Consider the following 17,674-nt stretch of genomic DNA (forward strand, 5'->3'; position numbering starts at 1 on the left):
AAAACAAATGAATATCAAAGGAAATATTGCTGCTCAATTTTTAGATTTTGAAAAAAGAAATAATCTTTTTGATCTACAAGACTCAAAAGGAACCTTTTATTGGGATATCATTAGATATTATGTGTATATCAAATTAATATGGCAGGAAGACCCCTTGATTAAAAAGAAAAAAAAGAGAAACTATTTGTTGATCTTAAAAAGAATACTTAATTCTATCTTTCTTTTTTTTGACTACTCAAAAAAACAATATTTATTTTATCTAGCTTCTAGAGATAAAGACGTTCATAGAAGAAGTGTAGACAGAATTCTAAAGCTCTCTTATGATTTATTAAAAGAAAAAAAACTTTTATTAATAGAGTCTTTTACCCCTAACTTAAAAGGCACCTATTTTTTACCTCAAAACATTTATTACAAATTATTTAGGAAGAAATATTTTGATTTTACGAATGTTTTGAATCTTTTAAATAATTCTTTTGGAGAAACAAAACTTAGCAATGAATATCTTAATGCTATATTGAACCATTACTATTCTGATTTATCTTTTTTTAAGAAAATATTAAAGAGACATAAAGTGGAAGAGATTTTTATGACTCAAAATGGAATACAAAAAGGACTTATAAAAGCAGCTAAAGAATTAAATATAAAATTTTTTGAATTTCAACACGGTGTGGTATATAAAAACCATTTGGCATATAATTATCCAACAGAATGTTTAAATGAAAAAGTATATCTACCTGATACTATTTTTTCTTTTTCTCCATTTTGGTTTCAAGATATCTTTCTACCTAATGTTAATATTGTGCCTATAGGTAATGATTTTTTATATAATTCTATAAAAATTAATAGCTTAACTAAACCTAAAAAAGCTATATTAATAATTTCTGCTAATATTTTTGGAAAAAAACTTTTAAATTTTATAAAAAATGATGCTTTTCAAAAAAAGACTCAAAATATCCCCATTTTTTTCAAATTACATCCTAATCAATTTGATGAAAAAGAGTATTATATAGAAAGCCTAAGAGAATTTGAGAATGTAGAAGTTATTAGCAATGAATTTTCTGTAAGCGATCTGATAGGAAAATGTGATACTATTTTTACAATCATATCTACTACTATCTATGAGGCATTACAATCTGAACGAAGAGTAATCCTTTTGAAAGAATTCCCTTATGAAGATCATAAACATATTTTTGATAGAAAAAATTTGTATTTGGTAGATACAGTTGAAGATTTTATTTCAGCTCTTAATACTGAAATAGTAACAGATAAAAATGTGACATTTTTTGCTCCTTTTGATAAAGAAGCCTTTCTAAATGCATTATGAGTAAACTATTGAAACAATCAATTTGGTATGCAATAGGAGAGATTATCCCTAAATTAGTAAGTTTCTTTTTATTACCTATATATACCCATTATCTTTCTAAGACAGATTATGGGATTATCAGCTATACCAACTCCTTTGTGATGTTCCTCTTTGTACTTTGTGTACTTTCACTCAATACTTATGTACTACGTTTCTATTTTGAAAAAGAAGATGAAAATTATAGGAAACGATTATTAGGTAATTTTTATATCATTATCGCAGGGATAAACCTTTTACTCTCTTTGTTAGCTTACTTATTATTGCCTATTGTTATTGAAAAATACCATATACAAGTGCCTTGGGACCCTTATTTTAAATTAGCTGTCATTTCAAATTTTTTAGAAGTGTTTTCTGTAATACCTTTGGTACTATATCGCGTAAAACAACAAGCTAAATGGTTTACTATTCTGAATCTGAGTAGAACGGTCTTACAAATGTTGCTAATATTTCTGTTAATTGTTGTTTTTAAGTGGGGAATATTAGGACATTTTTATGGCAGATTATTCAGTCTCATTCCTTTTTTCTTTGTCTATTGGGTGATTATTGTACGCAATGCAACCCTTAATTTCAATTTTACAGAACTGAAAAAAGGGCTTGTTTTTTCAACTCCCTTGCTACCAGGAGCTTTAGCTTATTTAGCATTGAGCCTCTCAGATAGAATTATTTTAGAACGGTTTGTCCCAATGTCACAAATAGGAATTTATAGTTTAGCATATACTTTAGCACTTACACTCAATATTGTAATACAAGGGTTTTATAAAGCAGTAGAGCCCGAAATATTTCAACATTATGGAAAGGATAGTTTTGATCCTTTTATTAAAAAAACACAAAACACTTTCTTTTTTGTGGTATATATGGGGGCTATGTTCATTACCTTATTTAGCCAAGAAGTCTTTAAAATAATGGCTTCTAAAGAATTTTATGAAGGTTATTTATTAGTGCCTATTTTGATGATAGGGGTTATTATGACAGGACAAAATGTAATTTCTGGAGGAATCATTATTGCTGAAAAGAAAACAAAAGTAATGGGAGGTGCTACTATTATAGGAGCTATAGTAAGTGTAACTTTCAACCTTTCGTTAATGAGATATGGAGGTATTTATATAGCAGCTATCTCTTCAGCAGTGTCCTTTGCCCTAATGAATTTTATTCTTTATAGCAAGATGGACTGTAAGGAAAAGAATTTAAAAGCACCTATATTTGCTTTATTGTTATTTATAACCATTACTTTTGGGTTATTTTATGGTTTGGATATGATTTTCTCTTGGTGGAATGTACTGTTTAAAATATTATTACTATCTTTATACTTCATTTTACTATTAAAAGTCTTTAATATACCCATAAGAAATTTAGTAACTATTATAAGGAGGATATGAAATAAAATAAATTTTGATATGTTTTGTAGATTAACAAATAAAATAGTAAAAAGAGGATTCTATTTTTTCAAACAAAGACTATGGTTCTTACTAAACAAACCTTTTTTTAAATATTTAGGAGAAGGAACTTTTATTGATTCTCCGCTAAAAATAACAAAAAAGTATATTGAGTGTGGAAAAAAAGTCTATATTTGGAAGTTTTGTCGAATAGAAGGAGTTAGTCAATATAATAAACAAACGTATACCCCTAAGATTATATTTGAAGATGGTGTAACTATCCAACAGCTTCTACACCTAACTTGTGCTAACCAAATAAAAATAGGTAAAAATACAGCTGTAGCTGCTTCCGTGACTATTACAGATATTCATCATCCTTATGAAGATACTACTATTCCTATTGAACAACAAGATATTGAAGTGGGAGAAGTAATAATTGGAGAAGATAGTAAAATATACAATAATGCAGTAATACTACCTAATACAAAATTAGGTAAACATACTACAATAGGAGCTAATAGTGTTGTATCGGGTATTTTCCCCGATTATTGCGTAATCGTAGGGGCTCCTGCCAAAATAATAAAGCGCTATTGCTTTGAACAACAAAAATGGAAAAAAACTGATAACAACGGTAATTTTATAGACTAATGGAAAAAATACTTATTACAGGAGGTGCTGGCTTTATAGGCTCTAACCTCGCTCTAACGCTCCTCAAAAGAGGACACCAAGTAACAGTACTCGATAACCTATCAGAACAAATTCACGGCAAAAACCCTGAAGAAACCTCTTCTTTATACCTAAGTATTAAGGATAAGGTACACCTTATTAAAGGAACAGTAGCTTGTCGCGAAACTTTGCAAAAAGCTATTGCCGAAAATACTGTGATTGTACATTTAGCTGCGGAGACTGGTACAGGGCAATCAATGTATGAAATACAACATTATACTGATGTCAATATAGGAGCTACAGCTTTGTTATTGGATATTCTTACCAATGAGAAACATTCGGTAAAAAAAGTAGTAGTTGCTTCATCTCGTGCTATTTATGGAGAAGGCAAGTACTACAATAAAACTAAAAACACCTTTGTTTATCCTCTACAACGTACCGATGAGGATATGCAAAAAGGTGATTTTGAAGTAAAAGACCCTCAAAATCATTCAGATGTGCTTGAATTAGTTGCTACTACCGAAGATGCGATCATTCGCCCTACCTCAGTATATGGCATCACCAAACAGGTACAAGAACAATTGGTAATGACTGTATGTCCTACTATAGGTATTGCAGGGGTGGCTTTCCGTTACCAAAATGTATACGGTCCAGGTCAATCTCTTAAAAACCCTTATACAGGCATTCTTTCCATTTTTTCTACCCAAATAAAAAATGGCAATGGCATCAATATTTTTGAAGATGGAAAAGAAACACGCGATTTTGTATTTATCAGCGATGTAGTAGATGCTACCGTTTTGGGTATAGAAAAAGAAACAGCTAACAACCAAGTATTCAATGTAGGAACAGGAGTAGCTACTGATGTGATCACTGTAGCGACAGAGCTTTCAAACAATTATGGTATACAAGTACCCATTACTATATCGGGCAACTATCGCTTAGGAGATATCCGCCATAATTATGCCGATATCACTAAAGCAAGACAATTGTTAGGCTTTGAACCTAAAATATCTTTTAAAGAAGGACTAAAACAATTCACTGATTGGGTAAACACTCAAGAAGTAGAAGAAGATAAGTACCAACAGTCTATAGACGAAATGAAAGCCAAAGGATTGTATAAATGAAAAAGAGAGTTTTATTCATAGGTATAGGCTTTTATGATTATGATCTAATTATTCAGCAAGCTATTGAAAAATTAGGATTTGAGGTTGATTATTTTTGTGAAACACCTAAAACAATCACTTATACAATATCAAATCATTTAAAAATAAGAAGTATATCTAATAGAATTAAAAGTAAACACTCTATACTTATTGCTACAAAATGTAAAGAAAATTATGACTTTATTTTTGTTATCAAAGGAGGCGTTATCACACCTAAATCTTTAGAAATTATTCGTCAAAAAAATAAGACCGCCAAAACTATTTTGTATCTTTGGGATTCTATAAAAAGAATGTCTAATTATAAGAAAATAGAATCTTATTTTGACACTATATATTCTTTTGATAGAGTAGATGCTTTGAATGATAACAAGCTAAAATTTAAACCTCTTTTTTATCGTTCAGAGTATAAAAGAGATGAAAGTAATCACTCTTTTTTATTTGATTTATTTTTCATAGGATGGGCACATTCCGATAGAGCTACTTTGTTACAAAAAATAGCTTCAATTTTAGAGGAACAAAAATTAAAGGTAAAGTTTTTTATATTTGTAGGAAAAATGAGTTATTACATCTCTAAATCAATTAGAACTGTGCGCAGTATGACAATACAGGAACCCATTTCCCCAAAAGAAGTTGTCAAATATAGTACACAGTCAAGAGCTATATTAGATTTAGCACATCCTTTACAAACAGGATTAACAATGCGTACTATAGAAGTTCTTTTTGGAATAAATAGAAAACTAATAACTACTAATAAGGACATCGCTAATTATAGTTTTTATAATGAGAATAATATTCTAATTATTAATAGAGAAAACTTAGAAATACCTAAATCTTTTTTTGAAAAAGATTTTATTCCTTATCCTAAGGAATTTATAGACTCTTTTTTTATAGAAAATTGGGTTAAAGATTTTTTTTATGAAGATAAGTAAATCCTTAGTAATTAACTTTCTATTTGCTGGAGTAGTTCTTTTTCTTACAAGGCAGTTCCCTCTAAATGCATACTCTACTTTGGGTAATATGTTTTTAATAGGGTTGCTATTCGTTTCTTTTTTTTGGAAGAATAAAACTATAGATATATCGTCAAGAAAAACAATAAAACTGATATTTATATGGTCAATATTCCTATTAGCTTATGCTGTTTTGATAAGGGAGAATTCTATTAATTTAGTTTTTAGGTTTTATATTATTATATTGTGCCTATTACTATCTCATTGGGTATATTTACCTCTTGTTACTACTAAAAGAATCTTTTTTTTCTTTATTTTACTACAATGCTTTGTTTTAATAGCTATAGAAGCTATTATGAATCTCTTTTTTTCTATAAATAACTATTTACCTTTGAGATTCTTTTTTCAAGGCCAAGGATGGGGAGATGTCTATACTTATGATGGGTTTTTTTATAGGGTGCAGATAAAAGGAAATGCTTTAATACCCTTTGCTTTTTTTCTCACATTTTTAAAAGATTATACATTTAAGCATAGGAGAACATTGCAAATTATACTTCTTATCAGTAGTATAATAGCAGGTAATTTTGCTTATTTAATAGCAATTTTTGTATTCTTTGTTTTTTGGTACTTATTTAATAATTTACACAAACGAAAACTAATAAATAGAATTATCATATTTTCTTTTATATTTGCATTGAGTATAGGTAGTGTTATAGAATACACTCAAGAGATTTTAGATAGAAAAAGTGATTATTCATTAGGAACTAGAAATGATCAAGTAGATGTACTTATTAGAGATGTACAAAAAGATGTTTCTACATTGTTATTAGGAAAAGGATTAGGTAATAATGTAATGATAAAAACTTCTTTTCGTGATTATACAGATAATTTGTATTTTGAGATACAAGCAATGTATTTTTTTAATCAATTAGGACTCATAAACTCTCTTATTTTTATATCTTTTTTATTATTCCTTGCTATAAAAAAAATCTTTTATAAAGATTTACTTTTTATGTATTTGTGCTATATTGTATACGCAACAACTAATCCTTATATTTTAGACACAACTCAGATAGTTGTTATTTTAATATTAATCAGTATTAGCAATGAACGAAAACAAAAAAATAGGTTGTATAATAGTGTTATACAACCCCAATTGGGAAGTAACTCATAAAGTTTTAGAAAGTATTTATAAACAAGTAGATACAGTTTTCATAGCTGATAACTCTTCTAATGCACAAGAGGTAGATTTTTCTGTGTATAAAATATTGTGTATCATTTCATAGGAGGGAATAAGGGAATCGCAACAGCCCAGAATATTGGTATAAACTATTTTAAACAAAATAAATATGCTTTTATCATTTTCTTTGATCAAGATAGCATTCCTCCTATAGATTTAGTAGAGCACCTTTATAGAAAATATAAATTCCTCTATGAAAAAAAATAAAAGTAGGAGGAATTGCTCCTCGTCCATACAATAGGAGAGAAAAGAAAATATATAAAGGGACTATCAAAAAGGTAAAGAAGTATTTCCAAATATTACTGAGGTTACAGAAATTATTAGTTCTGCTTCTTTTATTCCTATACAAAATTTTGAGATAGTTGGAAATATGGAAGAAGATTTATTTATTGATGCTGTTGATTTTGAATGGTGTTGGAGAGCTACACATAGAGCGAATTTTCGCTTTTTTATTTGTGAAGATATTTTTTTAAGCCATCAATTAGGGGAAAAAGATCTTTCTATTGGAGTAAAAAAAATAGCTATACATTCTCCTTTTCGTCAATATTATAGATATAGAAATTTTTTCAAACTCTTAAAAAGGAATTATGTACCATTGTATTGGAAAATCTCAAATCTTATCAAATATACTTTTAAGTATTTTTATTTACCTTTGTGTATTTCTCCAAGAAAAGAATATTTTTATAAAATAAATAAAGGCATTTATGATGGACTACTTAAATAGGAAATATGAAAATTAATATAATTGATGTTTGCTGGACGTTATATAAGTCAAATACGACTTTTGACTTTATCTCTTTTGTGATGGAGAAAAAGCAAAGAAAAAAGTATAGAATACTAAATATATATATTATAAAGTCTCTTTTAGTACTAATAGGGAAGTTGCTGAAATATGATATTTATAGATATCTATATATCTCTCTATTAAAAGGATTTTCTAAAATTCAATTAGAACAATTAGCTAATGATTTTTACAATCAAGTTTTAACTAATATAAAAATTGATTTTTCTTTCAGTTTAGTTTCTACATTACCAAAAGACGAAGAAAAAATATTATGTTCAGCAAGTTTAGATATTATCATAAAAGAAGTTGCTGTCCAATTAGGCATCAATCAATATGATTCTTCTATTTTAGAATTTGATAAGAATGATATCTGTACAGGAAAACTTAGCAAAGATATTTTGTACAAAAAACATATTCTGTTTGAAAATAAAAAAATTAATTATGTAATTACAGATAACAAATCTGATTATGATTTACTAAAGAAAGCAGAAAGACCTATTATATTATCTACCAAGAATAATATGGCTTACTGGAAGAAAAAAAATATGAAAGTTACCTATACATACTAAAATGAGAATATTCTTACCTTTTTATTATTTGTTCTATTCACGACTAAAAAGTAATATCTCTAGAATTGCTTGGATTTTTACTTATATTATTTCTATCTTTATTGTTTCCTATTTATCAAATATAGAATTTATATTTACATTTCTTCTTATATTTTCTATCTATTTTACTTATGAGATAGGATATATCTATAATGATTGCGAGGTGATTAAAAAGGAGATAAATCCAACATTACGATTAAAAAAAGAAGATTTTCAATACTATGAGAAATATAAATTAATTATTTATAGTATTAGAATATTATTTTTAAGTATCATTATAGGTATTATTTATCTATCATATCCCTATTATATAAATCCGGTTTTTTATACTCTCGGAGGAATTTCATTTCTTTATATTATACATAATAACATACGAAATCATTGGAATATCTTGTCCTATTCCCTTTTAATTTTTTTTAGATATTTTGCTTTTTTTTCTTTTATAGAACAAGATATTTTCTTTTGTTTCTTATTATGGATTGTATATCCTTTATGTGTTACTATTGAATTCTCCTCAAAAAGTAGATTCTATACAAGTAATTACATAAAAATTCCTAACTTTGACAGATTCAGAGTTTTTTATTATATATTATTAGTTTTTATAAGCTTTCTCTTATGTATAATAATTTTTAATAAATACACTATAATATTTCTCATATTGTCTCTTTATTTTGCTCTTTATCGTTTGTTGTCTTTTTTTCTAATAGCTAAAAAATATAGAAATACGTAATTTTATGAATTTCTCTGTCCTATTATCATTATACCATAAAGAAAAACCAGAATTTCTAAGAGAATGCTTGGAGAGTTTAAAAAATCAAACACTTCCAGCTACTGAGATTGTAATGGTTTTTGATGGAGCTATTACCCCTGAATTGGAGGAAGTGGTAACACAATTTATTACTATTTTACCTATTAAAATTATTCGTCTTCCACAAAATGTAGGATTAGGAAAGGCCCTGAATGAGGGGTTAAAACACTGCTCTTATAATTGGGTGTTTCGTATGGACTCAGATGATATTTGTTTGCCTAATCGTTTTGAAAAACAAGTAGCTTTTATAACTCAACACCCTAATGTAGTTCTACTTAGTGGATATATAGCAGAATTTAAAGAAGATAAAAATACTATTTCAAGTTATAGAAAAGTACCTATAGGTAATGAGAAAATTAAAAAATATGCGATTTCAAGAAGTCCGTTTAATCACGTGGCAGTAGCTTTCCGTAAAAATATTATTGAAGAAGTAGGAGGTTATCAACACCATCTTTTTTTAGAAGATTACAATTTATGGTTACGTGTAATTGCTAAAGGATATGAGGTAGGGAACTTAGGTGATGCCTTAGTATTAGTGCGAGCTGGTGATAGTATGCTCTCCAGAAGAAGAGGAAAAGAATATATCAAAGGAGAGTGGCAATTATTCAAACTTAAACGTAGTTTAAAACTACAACCTTTGCTCCCTAATTTTTTTATTTTTACCTTAAGAGCAAGTTTAAGAATACTCCCTACAAGACTTTTAAAAATTATTTATAAATTTCTTAGGCAGAAGAGATAAAATATATGTTTGACACTAAGTTCTAACATCAAAAAACAAAACTAATAGCTTGAAAAAAGTATGTACAACCCTATGGAGAAAAGAAAAATAATATTTATTGCTCCTGAGTTTTATGATTATCATAAAATAATCACAGAAAAGTTAAGGGAGTTGTTTGGAGAAACATTTTTTTTCCCCGAACGAAAAACCAATGGGTTATATACCCTCCTAAACAACATACACCCTAAACTAATCAATCTATATCAAAAAATATATTTCTTCTTTATATGGCAACAAGTAAAAAAAGAAGAAACTATTACAGATCTCTTTGTGATTAAAGGGAATAAAATGCCTGTTTCTTTTATTAAAAAATTAAAAAAGAAATTCCCCAATATACGAACCACAATGTACCAATGGGATTCTATGAAAAGGTATCCTTACGAATATTTAATTCCTTGTTTTGATAAATCGTATACTTTTGATTATAAAGATTTTGAACAGAGAAAAGATTTAAAATTTCTACAATTATTTTATACAGACGATATCAAGAAAATAAGAGATGATAAAGTCCCTACTCAGTATGATTTTTTCCTTTTTAATTCATTTACTATGGAACGATATGATGCCATAGCAAAGATTCTAGACTATTGTAAAAAAAATAACTTAACTGTAAAACAGTTCTGTTACATCCCCTATCGTACTTTTTTTAAGTATAAGTATTTATTGCGTATCCCTTTAGATAAGTCTCTTCTGTCTTTTTCACCTATGAATCGAGAGGAATATATAGATTGTCTATCCAAATGTGATATAGTAGTAGATATCAATCACTCTGCACAAACAGGACTATCTATGAGGGTTACAGAAACTTATGGCGCAGGGAAAAAAATATTGACAACTAACAAATCTATTGAAAAAGATCCTTTATACAACAAAAGTTGGGCTCAAACTTTTGACATAAATGACATAGAATTATCACCTTTTGAAAAACAAGAAAGAAATTCTGTTACAGACGAATTGTATATAGATAATTGGTTAAAAACTATTTTAGGATAAATTAAATAGAGAAAAATAGACAAGAGTAATATGAAAATAGCATTTATAATCCCCTCTCTCATCAACGAAGGCCCTGTGATTGTCACTAAAGATATTATTGAGGGACTTATAAATAAAGTGGCTTTAATAGATGTATATTATTTTGATGAAAGAGAAAATGCTCTTTCTTTTCCTTGTAATACTTATAGAATTTCTTTCTTTCAGAAAATAGATTTCAATAAGTATGATGTGGTACATACTCACGTTCTTAGACCCGATCTTTACACTTGGTATCACCGAAAAAAAACTGATAAATGTAAGTTCATATCTACCTTACACCAAATTATTTACGATAACTTAAAAGGCAATTACAACAAACTTATAGCCTATATATTCGAAAAAATATGGGTGAAAATATTAAATAAACAAGACTTTATTGTCTATCTTACCTATTTAATGGCTGATACTTATAAAAATAGAATTCACAAACCATATCAAGTGATCTATAATGGAAGAGCTTATCACAAAGAAAAAATAGATGCTAAAGTAGAGGAAGAATCTCAAATATTAAACATTAAAAAGCAATTTAAGGTCATCGGAACCCATTGCTTACTCACCAAAAGAAAAGGAATACACCAAACTATATTAGTCCTAAAACACCTCCCAGATTATTTCTTTATCATAGTAGGAGATGGCATAGAGTTAGAAAATTTAAAATCCTTAGCTAAGCGAGAAAACGTGTACGATCGCTGTTGGTTCTTGGGCTACAAAAAGAATGCTATTAGTTACTTAAAGTATTTTGATGTATATGCTGCGACCTCTTATTCCGAGGGGTTTAGCCTCTCACTTATTGAAGCAGGACAATGCAAATTACCTACTGTATGTTCTAATATAGCCATCTTTAAAGAACAATACAACCAAGAAGAAGTAGTTTTCTATGAGTTAGACAACATAGCCTCTCTATCCGAGGCTATTGCAAAAGCCTTTAACAATAAACAACAGTACGCTGAAAATATATACAAACGTGCCATAGATGATTATAGCATTGAAAATATGAGTAATCAGTATTTAGAACTATATTGCAAAAACTAATGAAACTCTCAGCCTCCATAGTGTTATACCAAACCGACCTCACACCTCTCAAAAAGGTCATTGATAGCTACTTTGCTTGCAAAAGTGAGGCGCTACAGTTGTTCCTTGTCGACAACTCGCCTACCGATGAGCTCAAAAGCGTTGTAACGATGTACCCCGATAAGGAAATACACTATATTTTCAACAACGAGAATATAGGGTATGGCAAAGCTCATAATATTGCTATCAAAAAATCTATAGAGCAAGGGCAGCCCTATCACATAGTCTTAAATCCTGATATTGTAATACAAGAAGGTGTCTTAGAAAAACTCACTCATTATATGAATGAGCACCCCGAGGTAGGCAATATAATGCCAAAAATCATCTATCCCGATGGTCAATTGCAATACCTTTGCAAACTCCTCCCCTCTCCTATCGACCTCATTTTTAGACGTTTTATCCCTTTTAAAAAATGGAGAGATAAAAGCAACAAACATTTTGAGTTACACGCTTTTAGTTATAACAAAACAATGAACATCCCCATCCTTTCGGGTTGTTTTATGTTCTTGCGCACCGAAGCCCTTGAGAAAGTAGGATTATTCGATGAGCACTTTTTTATGTATATGGAAGATTTCGACCTCAACCGTCGCATCCATCGTGCCTACAAAACCATCTTCTTCCCCGAAGCCGTTGTTGTACACGAATATCAAAAAGCATCCTATAAAAATATCAAACTATTGAAAGCCCATATCAAATCCGCTATTTATTACTTCAATAAGTACGGCTGGTTTTTTGATAAGGAAAGAAAGATTGTCAATGCTGAGGTATTAAAAGAAATCAAGCAATTATCTTAAAAAAACATTTTTCAAATGTGTGATAAAGCTTTCTTTTTCCAAATAGGCTTAGCTTATACGAACCTCAAAGATATCAATAAAAAGCTGTCCCATCTCAGGACAGCTTTTTATTGTTTTAATAAATATACTATACTATTTGATAGCTTCGTAAGCACGAATAGCTTTGTCGAAGCGGTCGTTTACACTTTCTAACGTGTAGAGACCATCGGCATTGGCTTTCACGCCTTTGAGCTTTAAAGGAAATACTACTGGTGGATTTTGCATATCCAATAGCTCTATGCCACGCAATTGTTCGGTGGTTTGGTATACGATGTTTACTGATACAAACTCTTTACCGCTGTTGTCTACCCATTTTTCAAACACGAGTTTGCTACCTATTGGGGTTTTCTTCTCAATAGATTTGGGCAAACTGTATTCTTCTACTTCCAAAGCTGCATTCACGCTGGCAATATTAGAATCGTGACCACAAAGGAATGTGAATTTCCGGTTTTTAGCGTTGAGCTCGTCTTTCATATACACCAAAAGAGGGTGCGCTACGTTCACGGCTACAATAGGAGCGGTGAAAAGCACATCGCCATAGACATCTTTTACCTTAGCGATTTTTTCCCAGTCGGAGGTGGTGAGGTTGTTGCCAAATGCTGCTTGCACAGGGTCTTTATCTTCATAATATTGCAAAATAAAAGCATCGGAAGCGGAGTTGGCTAACTTCAACGAACCTTTCATATTAGGTTCATCGCCTTTTTCGAGTTTCAACTGGGTGTTGTAATCGTTGAAAGCACACACTTCACCGGATTTACAAGCTGGTGAGTTCTTCAAATCGAGTACTTTTTCCAAGAGTTGGTAAGAGTCTTTCAAACCCTCGTTGATGCCCACAATGCCTTTTTTACCTCCCATAGCAGCAATTTCTTTCATTGCTTGTGCTTTGAAAGCAGGGCTACTTTTGGTAAGCGCAGGGAAGAACACAGGGTCCATTTTGCTGGGGGTAAAGCGGTGGTTGATATGCAAATTAGCTACGGGCATAAATCCTGAGGAGAAATATTGTGCCGTCGCAATGGTGCGTTGCATACTATTAGCATAGAAATTCACTTCATCAACAGAGGGAACAGCATTTTCGGCAAAGAGCCCTTCGGCTACTGTCCATTTGCGGAAAAACTGACCCATAATGGTTTCGAGTGCTCCCCCACGAAGAGTAAGTTCACTGGGGGCAGCGCTCCATTTTATCCACTCGTGAGGCGTCATTTTTTGTAAGGTACTCCCGTTCACTGATAGTGAGGAGCGAATGTTATGACGGCTGAGGATAACCACTTCTTTGAGCTTGTATTGGCTTTTGAAGCTTTCGGAGCGGTTGAGCTGTGCCATCGCTAAGAGCGGACACAAGAGGAGTAGTAATGCTTGTAGAGTTATGATTCTTATTTTCATACTGTGTTTTAATTAGATAATTATATTCTTTAACTTTGTAACTTTGGCAAAGTTTTAATTGCATCTCGTGCTACGAACTTTGGCAAAGTTTGTGACTGCTATATGGTGGGAGGTCTTTTATAACTATATGATAATAAACCTCCCCCGTTCCCCTCCAAAAGGGGACAATCCACAATTATACCTCTATAAAAACTTTTCAAACAGTCCTTTTACAATTGCCCGTGCAGCTCACACTTAGAATTTAATTTGCAAACGTGTTTCGATAAGACTTAGATTGGTGTCGGGAACTCCTGCGCGGTAAGTAACACCGGTGTAGGAAGCACGTACACGCCAAATCATATACTTATTGATATAATAGTTGAAGGTAAGCGAATAATCGTTGAGGTGACCTCCTAAGATTCCTGCTTTAGAATCGGATAAGTCGGTATAGTTATAACCGGCAACGAGTTCCATAGCTCCTGGTTTAGGGGTAGCGATACCTCCATCAATATCAGTATATTCGTAAGGGCTTCCTTTTACGATAGCACGGAACATACCATAAGCACCACTTGCCTTGAAATTCTCAAATCCACTCTTGCGATTTACATTCACATAGTAATACTGTGCTTCTAACGCCAAGCGGTTTCTTGCCACTAATAGTTCGGGAGAGAACTTGTAGAGGAAAGTAGCGTTATCAATAATCGCTTCTTGGGCAGTAACCTTGGCGATACGAGTAGGGAATGGTGTTTTGAGTACATAAGAGTTGTGGTTATGTGTCGCGTCGCTATTATAACGTGGTGTTTCAAAAGCGCTTGATATACCTACGTGAAATAGCTTACCTTCTTCACGCATAGGACGATATAGCAAACGGCTCATCATACCCATACCTTGGTCTCCTGTTTTATCAGAGCTTTGTTTCATTGTTTCGCCTTCGGCAAAGAGGCTTAAAGTACCCATAAAGTCATTTTTTTGATGCAAGAGCATCAAACCAATGAGACGAGAGTTGAAGAACGCCTCGTTACTTTGGGGTTCTTCCATCGATATTTTGAAAGAAGAGCTGGTGGCACTTTGCATACCGAATTGATGTACGAAATAACCTCCACGCAAAAGTGTGTGTTTGCTGAAACCGTATTCGATAAAGATATCCTTAGGAGAAACTTTGCCATAAGCAAAGCCAATATCTACTTTTCCTTTCCAGTTACCATAGCGTACGCCTAAGCCCATACGCACATCGGGGATAGCTACCCCACTTACAAACTTATCTTTTTGCTCATTGGCATTGAAATAACCAGCGTCCAATAAAATACGTCCTCCGGGTTTTACTTCTAACTTTTCTTCGGGTTTAGGAGCTTCCTGTACAGGTGTAGCGGGCATAGGTTCGGTGGTATCGGTAACGGTGGTTGGTTCTTCTTGGGCATAGGTATAGCCCACAGCCATTAGGCTGAACATCATAAAATATATCTTTTTCATAGTCTTATTTTATTTAGTCATACGTTCACTTTTCTTTACTTTGCCTTTTTTTACAAGTCCTTCAAATTCTTTTTTAGCTTTTTCGAGTTGTTTCATAAAGGCATCATTGGCGTGGAGACGCGCTACTACGGCACTTGCTACGAGACGAGCGGCATCTACATCACTTTGGAAATGGTAACCACAAATCACGCGACTTTGTCCCATTTCATATCCGCGTTTGAGGATTTCGTTTTGTCTATCCACATTGATTTCGGCAAGCACCAAAGCGGTAGCCCACCCAATAGCGGTGTGACCAGAGGGATAAGAACCATTAGTAGAGAGTTCTTTTTGTTGTTCGGGATTGCAAGTGGTCTTTTCGTAGAAAGCAAACGGACGCACGCGCATATAGTGTTCTTTGGCGGCACGAGTAGCGAGGTCGCCTGCATCTTCACGCATATTTACTACGAGTTTGAAGATTTCGGGAGTAGTTTCCTTAGAAATCTTGATGCCAAAAGCTTCGGAAAAAGCATTAGGCACACCAGGACCCTCTACACGAGCATCGGATACGGCTTGCTCACCACGAGGGGTACGGCGTTGCATTAAGCCCCATTGGTATTGGGCTTCGTCGTTAAGGAAGAGGATACTACCTGGTTGAGGAGGAGGAGGTAAGAGTTCAAGACTGTTTGCCACCTCACCGATTTGCAAGAAGTAGAGGTCGGGTTTGGTTCTTACGTCTTTGATTTTCTCTTGTGCGAATGTAGTTGCCATCACCGATAGCAAGACTACGAATAATAATGTTTTTCTCATCTTATTATACAGTTAAAATTTATTGTATTCTCTTTTGGAAGGTATTTAGGTTTTAAAAAACACTACAAATGTAGAAAGAAAAGAATAAATGTGCAAATTATTTCAAAAAAAATATTTACTAAAAAAGAAAGAAATAAAAACAAATATGGTGATTTTGTGGTTTTTAGGTACGAGGTGCGAGCCGCACAGACGGGGGAGAAATTAGAGAATGAGAAAATGAGGAAATGAGGAAATGAGAAAATGGAGTGTGAAGTTGTATTAGAGGAATGAGGCTGTGCCTCAGAAATCAAACAAAATTTAAACAAAATCAAGGCTACGCCTTGTAAACCAGCGGAGGGATTGTTAGTTTATTCAACTTTGCCCAAGGTGCGAGCCGCACAGGCAGTGTGAGCCACACGGGCAGTAATGGAGTTCTCGGACGATTCGGACTTGTCGGACAGAAATAAGACGAGATAGAAGGCTTTATTGAGAAGAGCTAAGGAAAAAGAAAGATATCGGAAATATTCGGAAGTGAGAGTTTAGATAAAAGGTAAAAGATGAGCCGTAAGGAAGGTGGGGTTAGCTTATAGAGAGCTTATAGGAAGCTTATACGAATCTTGGACGATTGGTATAGAAAGGGTATATAAACAATTGACTCATAATATAATACAACGATGCAAAAAATGGTAAAAACGGGATTTCGAGGCGAAAGAAAAGAGAAGAGGCACTAGGCCTTAGGGCATAGGCAATAGGGGGAGTATGATGGAAAAGGGAAGAAATGACGAATGACGAGAGACGAATGACGAAGGAAATGTGATGAAAATCTCTTGCTGGCTACCTTCAAAGGGGGAATTAGAGACGGGAAAAACGGAGGTAATGTGGGGAAAATATTCTTCTATACACACTCTCGGCTATTGATAGTCAGATACTCGGCTAATGTTATTTTAAGAGGTTTTTAGGGAGTTTTTGGAGATTGCCTCTTTGAGTATGGGGAGGGCACTTTTTTCAATCAGCTGAGAAGCGGTGAGGAGGGTGATTACTTTATGAGGTTTAAGCATCTCTAAGAAAGATGCAAAAGCAGGGTTTGCCAAGAGTTCTTGGGTATAATCTGCTTTAAAATCTTCGAATTTGCCGTCTTGATGATAGCGTTTGCGCAAAGCTGTAGAAGGAGCTACCTCTTTCGCCCAAAAATCTAAATGAAGTACTTCTTTTTTGATGCCACGAGGCCAAAGCCTATCGGCTAAGATACGAAAGCCGTCCTCAGGGCTTTCCGTTTCGTATACGCGTTTTAATTGTATTTTCATAGTAACAAGACCATTGCAAAAAATATACCAATTAGGATTTAATGATTAGTGATTAATGGTTAATGGTTAATGAGTAAGAAGCGGAGAAGGGGTGGTTGTAAGCGGTAGGA

16 protein-coding genes are annotated in these 17,674 nt (G+C 32.4%); 12 read left to right on the forward strand and 4 right to left on the reverse strand.

The features are described 5' to 3' along the window. Positions 1-7: 7 nt before the first annotated feature. The 12 genes from AM608_RS07340 to AM608_RS07395 all read left to right on the forward strand — a co-directional run bounded on the left by AM608_RS07340 (position 8) and on the right by AM608_RS07395 (position 12,627). The gene (locus AM608_RS07340; protein WP_053581270.1) at positions 8-1,324 is read left to right on the forward strand and encodes a hypothetical protein; all 1,317 of its coding nucleotides are present in this window, start codon (positions 8-10) and stop codon (positions 1,322-1,324) included. Continuing rightward, positions 1,321-2,739 carry a lipopolysaccharide biosynthesis protein gene (locus AM608_RS07345; protein ID WP_053581271.1) on the forward strand — a complete coding sequence of 473 codons (1,419 nt, stop codon included), beginning with the start codon at positions 1,321-1,323 and terminating at the stop codon, positions 2,737-2,739. The genes AM608_RS07340 and AM608_RS07345 overlap by 4 nt, the downstream gene beginning before the upstream one ends. Before the next feature lie 18 nt (positions 2,740-2,757). Then, on the forward strand, positions 2,758-3,384 hold the full coding sequence (locus AM608_RS07350; protein ID WP_053581272.1) for an acyltransferase: 627 nt from the start codon (positions 2,758-2,760) through the stop codon (positions 3,382-3,384). Then, positions 3,384-4,526: an NAD-dependent epimerase/dehydratase family protein gene (locus AM608_RS07355; RefSeq protein WP_053581273.1), complete on the forward strand. Its 1,143-nt coding sequence runs from the start codon at positions 3,384-3,386 to the stop codon at positions 4,524-4,526. Before AM608_RS07350 ends, AM608_RS07355 begins: the two co-directional genes overlap by 1 nt. Beyond that, positions 4,523-5,494 (forward strand): hypothetical protein, encoded by a 972-nt coding sequence (locus AM608_RS07360; protein WP_053581274.1) that lies wholly within the window; start codon positions 4,523-4,525, stop codon positions 5,492-5,494. The genes AM608_RS07355 and AM608_RS07360 overlap by 4 nt, the downstream gene beginning before the upstream one ends. Next, positions 5,481-6,686: a hypothetical protein gene (locus AM608_RS07365; RefSeq protein WP_053581275.1), complete on the forward strand. Its 1,206-nt coding sequence runs from the start codon at positions 5,481-5,483 to the stop codon at positions 6,684-6,686. Before AM608_RS07360 ends, AM608_RS07365 begins: the two co-directional genes overlap by 14 nt. A 436-nt stretch (positions 6,687-7,122) precedes the next feature. Continuing rightward, entirely contained in the window at positions 7,123-7,476 is a 354-nt protein-coding gene (locus AM608_RS12545) for a hypothetical protein (RefSeq protein WP_253273455.1), read from the forward strand. A 5-nt stretch (positions 7,477-7,481) separates the two neighbouring features. Further along, positions 7,482-8,105 (forward strand): haloacid dehalogenase-like hydrolase, encoded by a 624-nt coding sequence (locus AM608_RS07375; RefSeq protein WP_053581276.1) that lies wholly within the window; start codon positions 7,482-7,484, stop codon positions 8,103-8,105. 773 nt (positions 8,106-8,878) lie between these two features. After that, complete coding sequence (locus AM608_RS07380; RefSeq protein ID WP_053581277.1) at positions 8,879-9,691, forward strand: glycosyltransferase; 813 nt, start codon at positions 8,879-8,881, stop codon at positions 9,689-9,691. Positions 9,692-9,763: 72 nt separating this feature from the next. Then, a complete protein-coding gene (locus AM608_RS07385; protein ID WP_157466287.1) occupies positions 9,764-10,723 on the forward strand; it encodes a hypothetical protein in 960 nt (319 codons plus the stop codon). A gap of 30 nt (positions 10,724-10,753) precedes the next feature. Next, positions 10,754-11,794, forward strand: coding sequence for a glycosyltransferase family 4 protein (locus tag AM608_RS07390; RefSeq protein WP_053581279.1), 1,041 nt, complete (start codon positions 10,754-10,756; stop codon positions 11,792-11,794). Continuing rightward, positions 11,794-12,627, forward strand: coding sequence for a glycosyltransferase family 2 protein (locus tag AM608_RS07395; protein WP_053581280.1), 834 nt, complete (start codon positions 11,794-11,796; stop codon positions 12,625-12,627). The genes AM608_RS07390 and AM608_RS07395 overlap by 1 nt, the downstream gene beginning before the upstream one ends. A gap of 132 nt (positions 12,628-12,759) precedes the next feature. On the opposite strand, the gene AM608_RS07400 is transcribed toward AM608_RS07395, so the two are convergent. The 4 genes from AM608_RS07400 to AM608_RS07415 form a co-directional block, all read right to left on the reverse strand. Next, positions 12,760-14,046, reverse strand: coding sequence for a histidine-type phosphatase (locus AM608_RS07400; protein WP_053581281.1), 1,287 nt, complete (start codon positions 14,044-14,046; stop codon positions 12,760-12,762). 234 nt (positions 14,047-14,280) lie between these two features. Continuing rightward, positions 14,281-15,495: an OprO/OprP family phosphate-selective porin gene (locus AM608_RS07405; protein WP_053581282.1), complete on the reverse strand. Its 1,215-nt coding sequence runs from the start codon at positions 15,493-15,495 to the stop codon at positions 14,281-14,283. A gap of 9 nt (positions 15,496-15,504) precedes the next feature. Further along, a complete protein-coding gene (locus AM608_RS07410; protein WP_053581283.1) occupies positions 15,505-16,281 on the reverse strand; it encodes a phosphatase PAP2 family protein in 777 nt (258 codons plus the stop codon). A gap of 923 nt (positions 16,282-17,204) precedes the next feature. Then, on the reverse strand, positions 17,205-17,564 hold the full coding sequence (locus AM608_RS07415; RefSeq protein WP_053581284.1) for a DUF488 domain-containing protein: 360 nt from the start codon (positions 17,562-17,564) through the stop codon (positions 17,205-17,207). Positions 17,565-17,674: the final 110 nt, after the last annotated feature.

This window comes from Capnocytophaga sp. oral taxon 323, assembly GCF_001278825.1.
Taxonomy (GTDB): Bacteria; Bacteroidota; Bacteroidia; order Flavobacteriales; family Flavobacteriaceae; genus Capnocytophaga; species Capnocytophaga ochracea.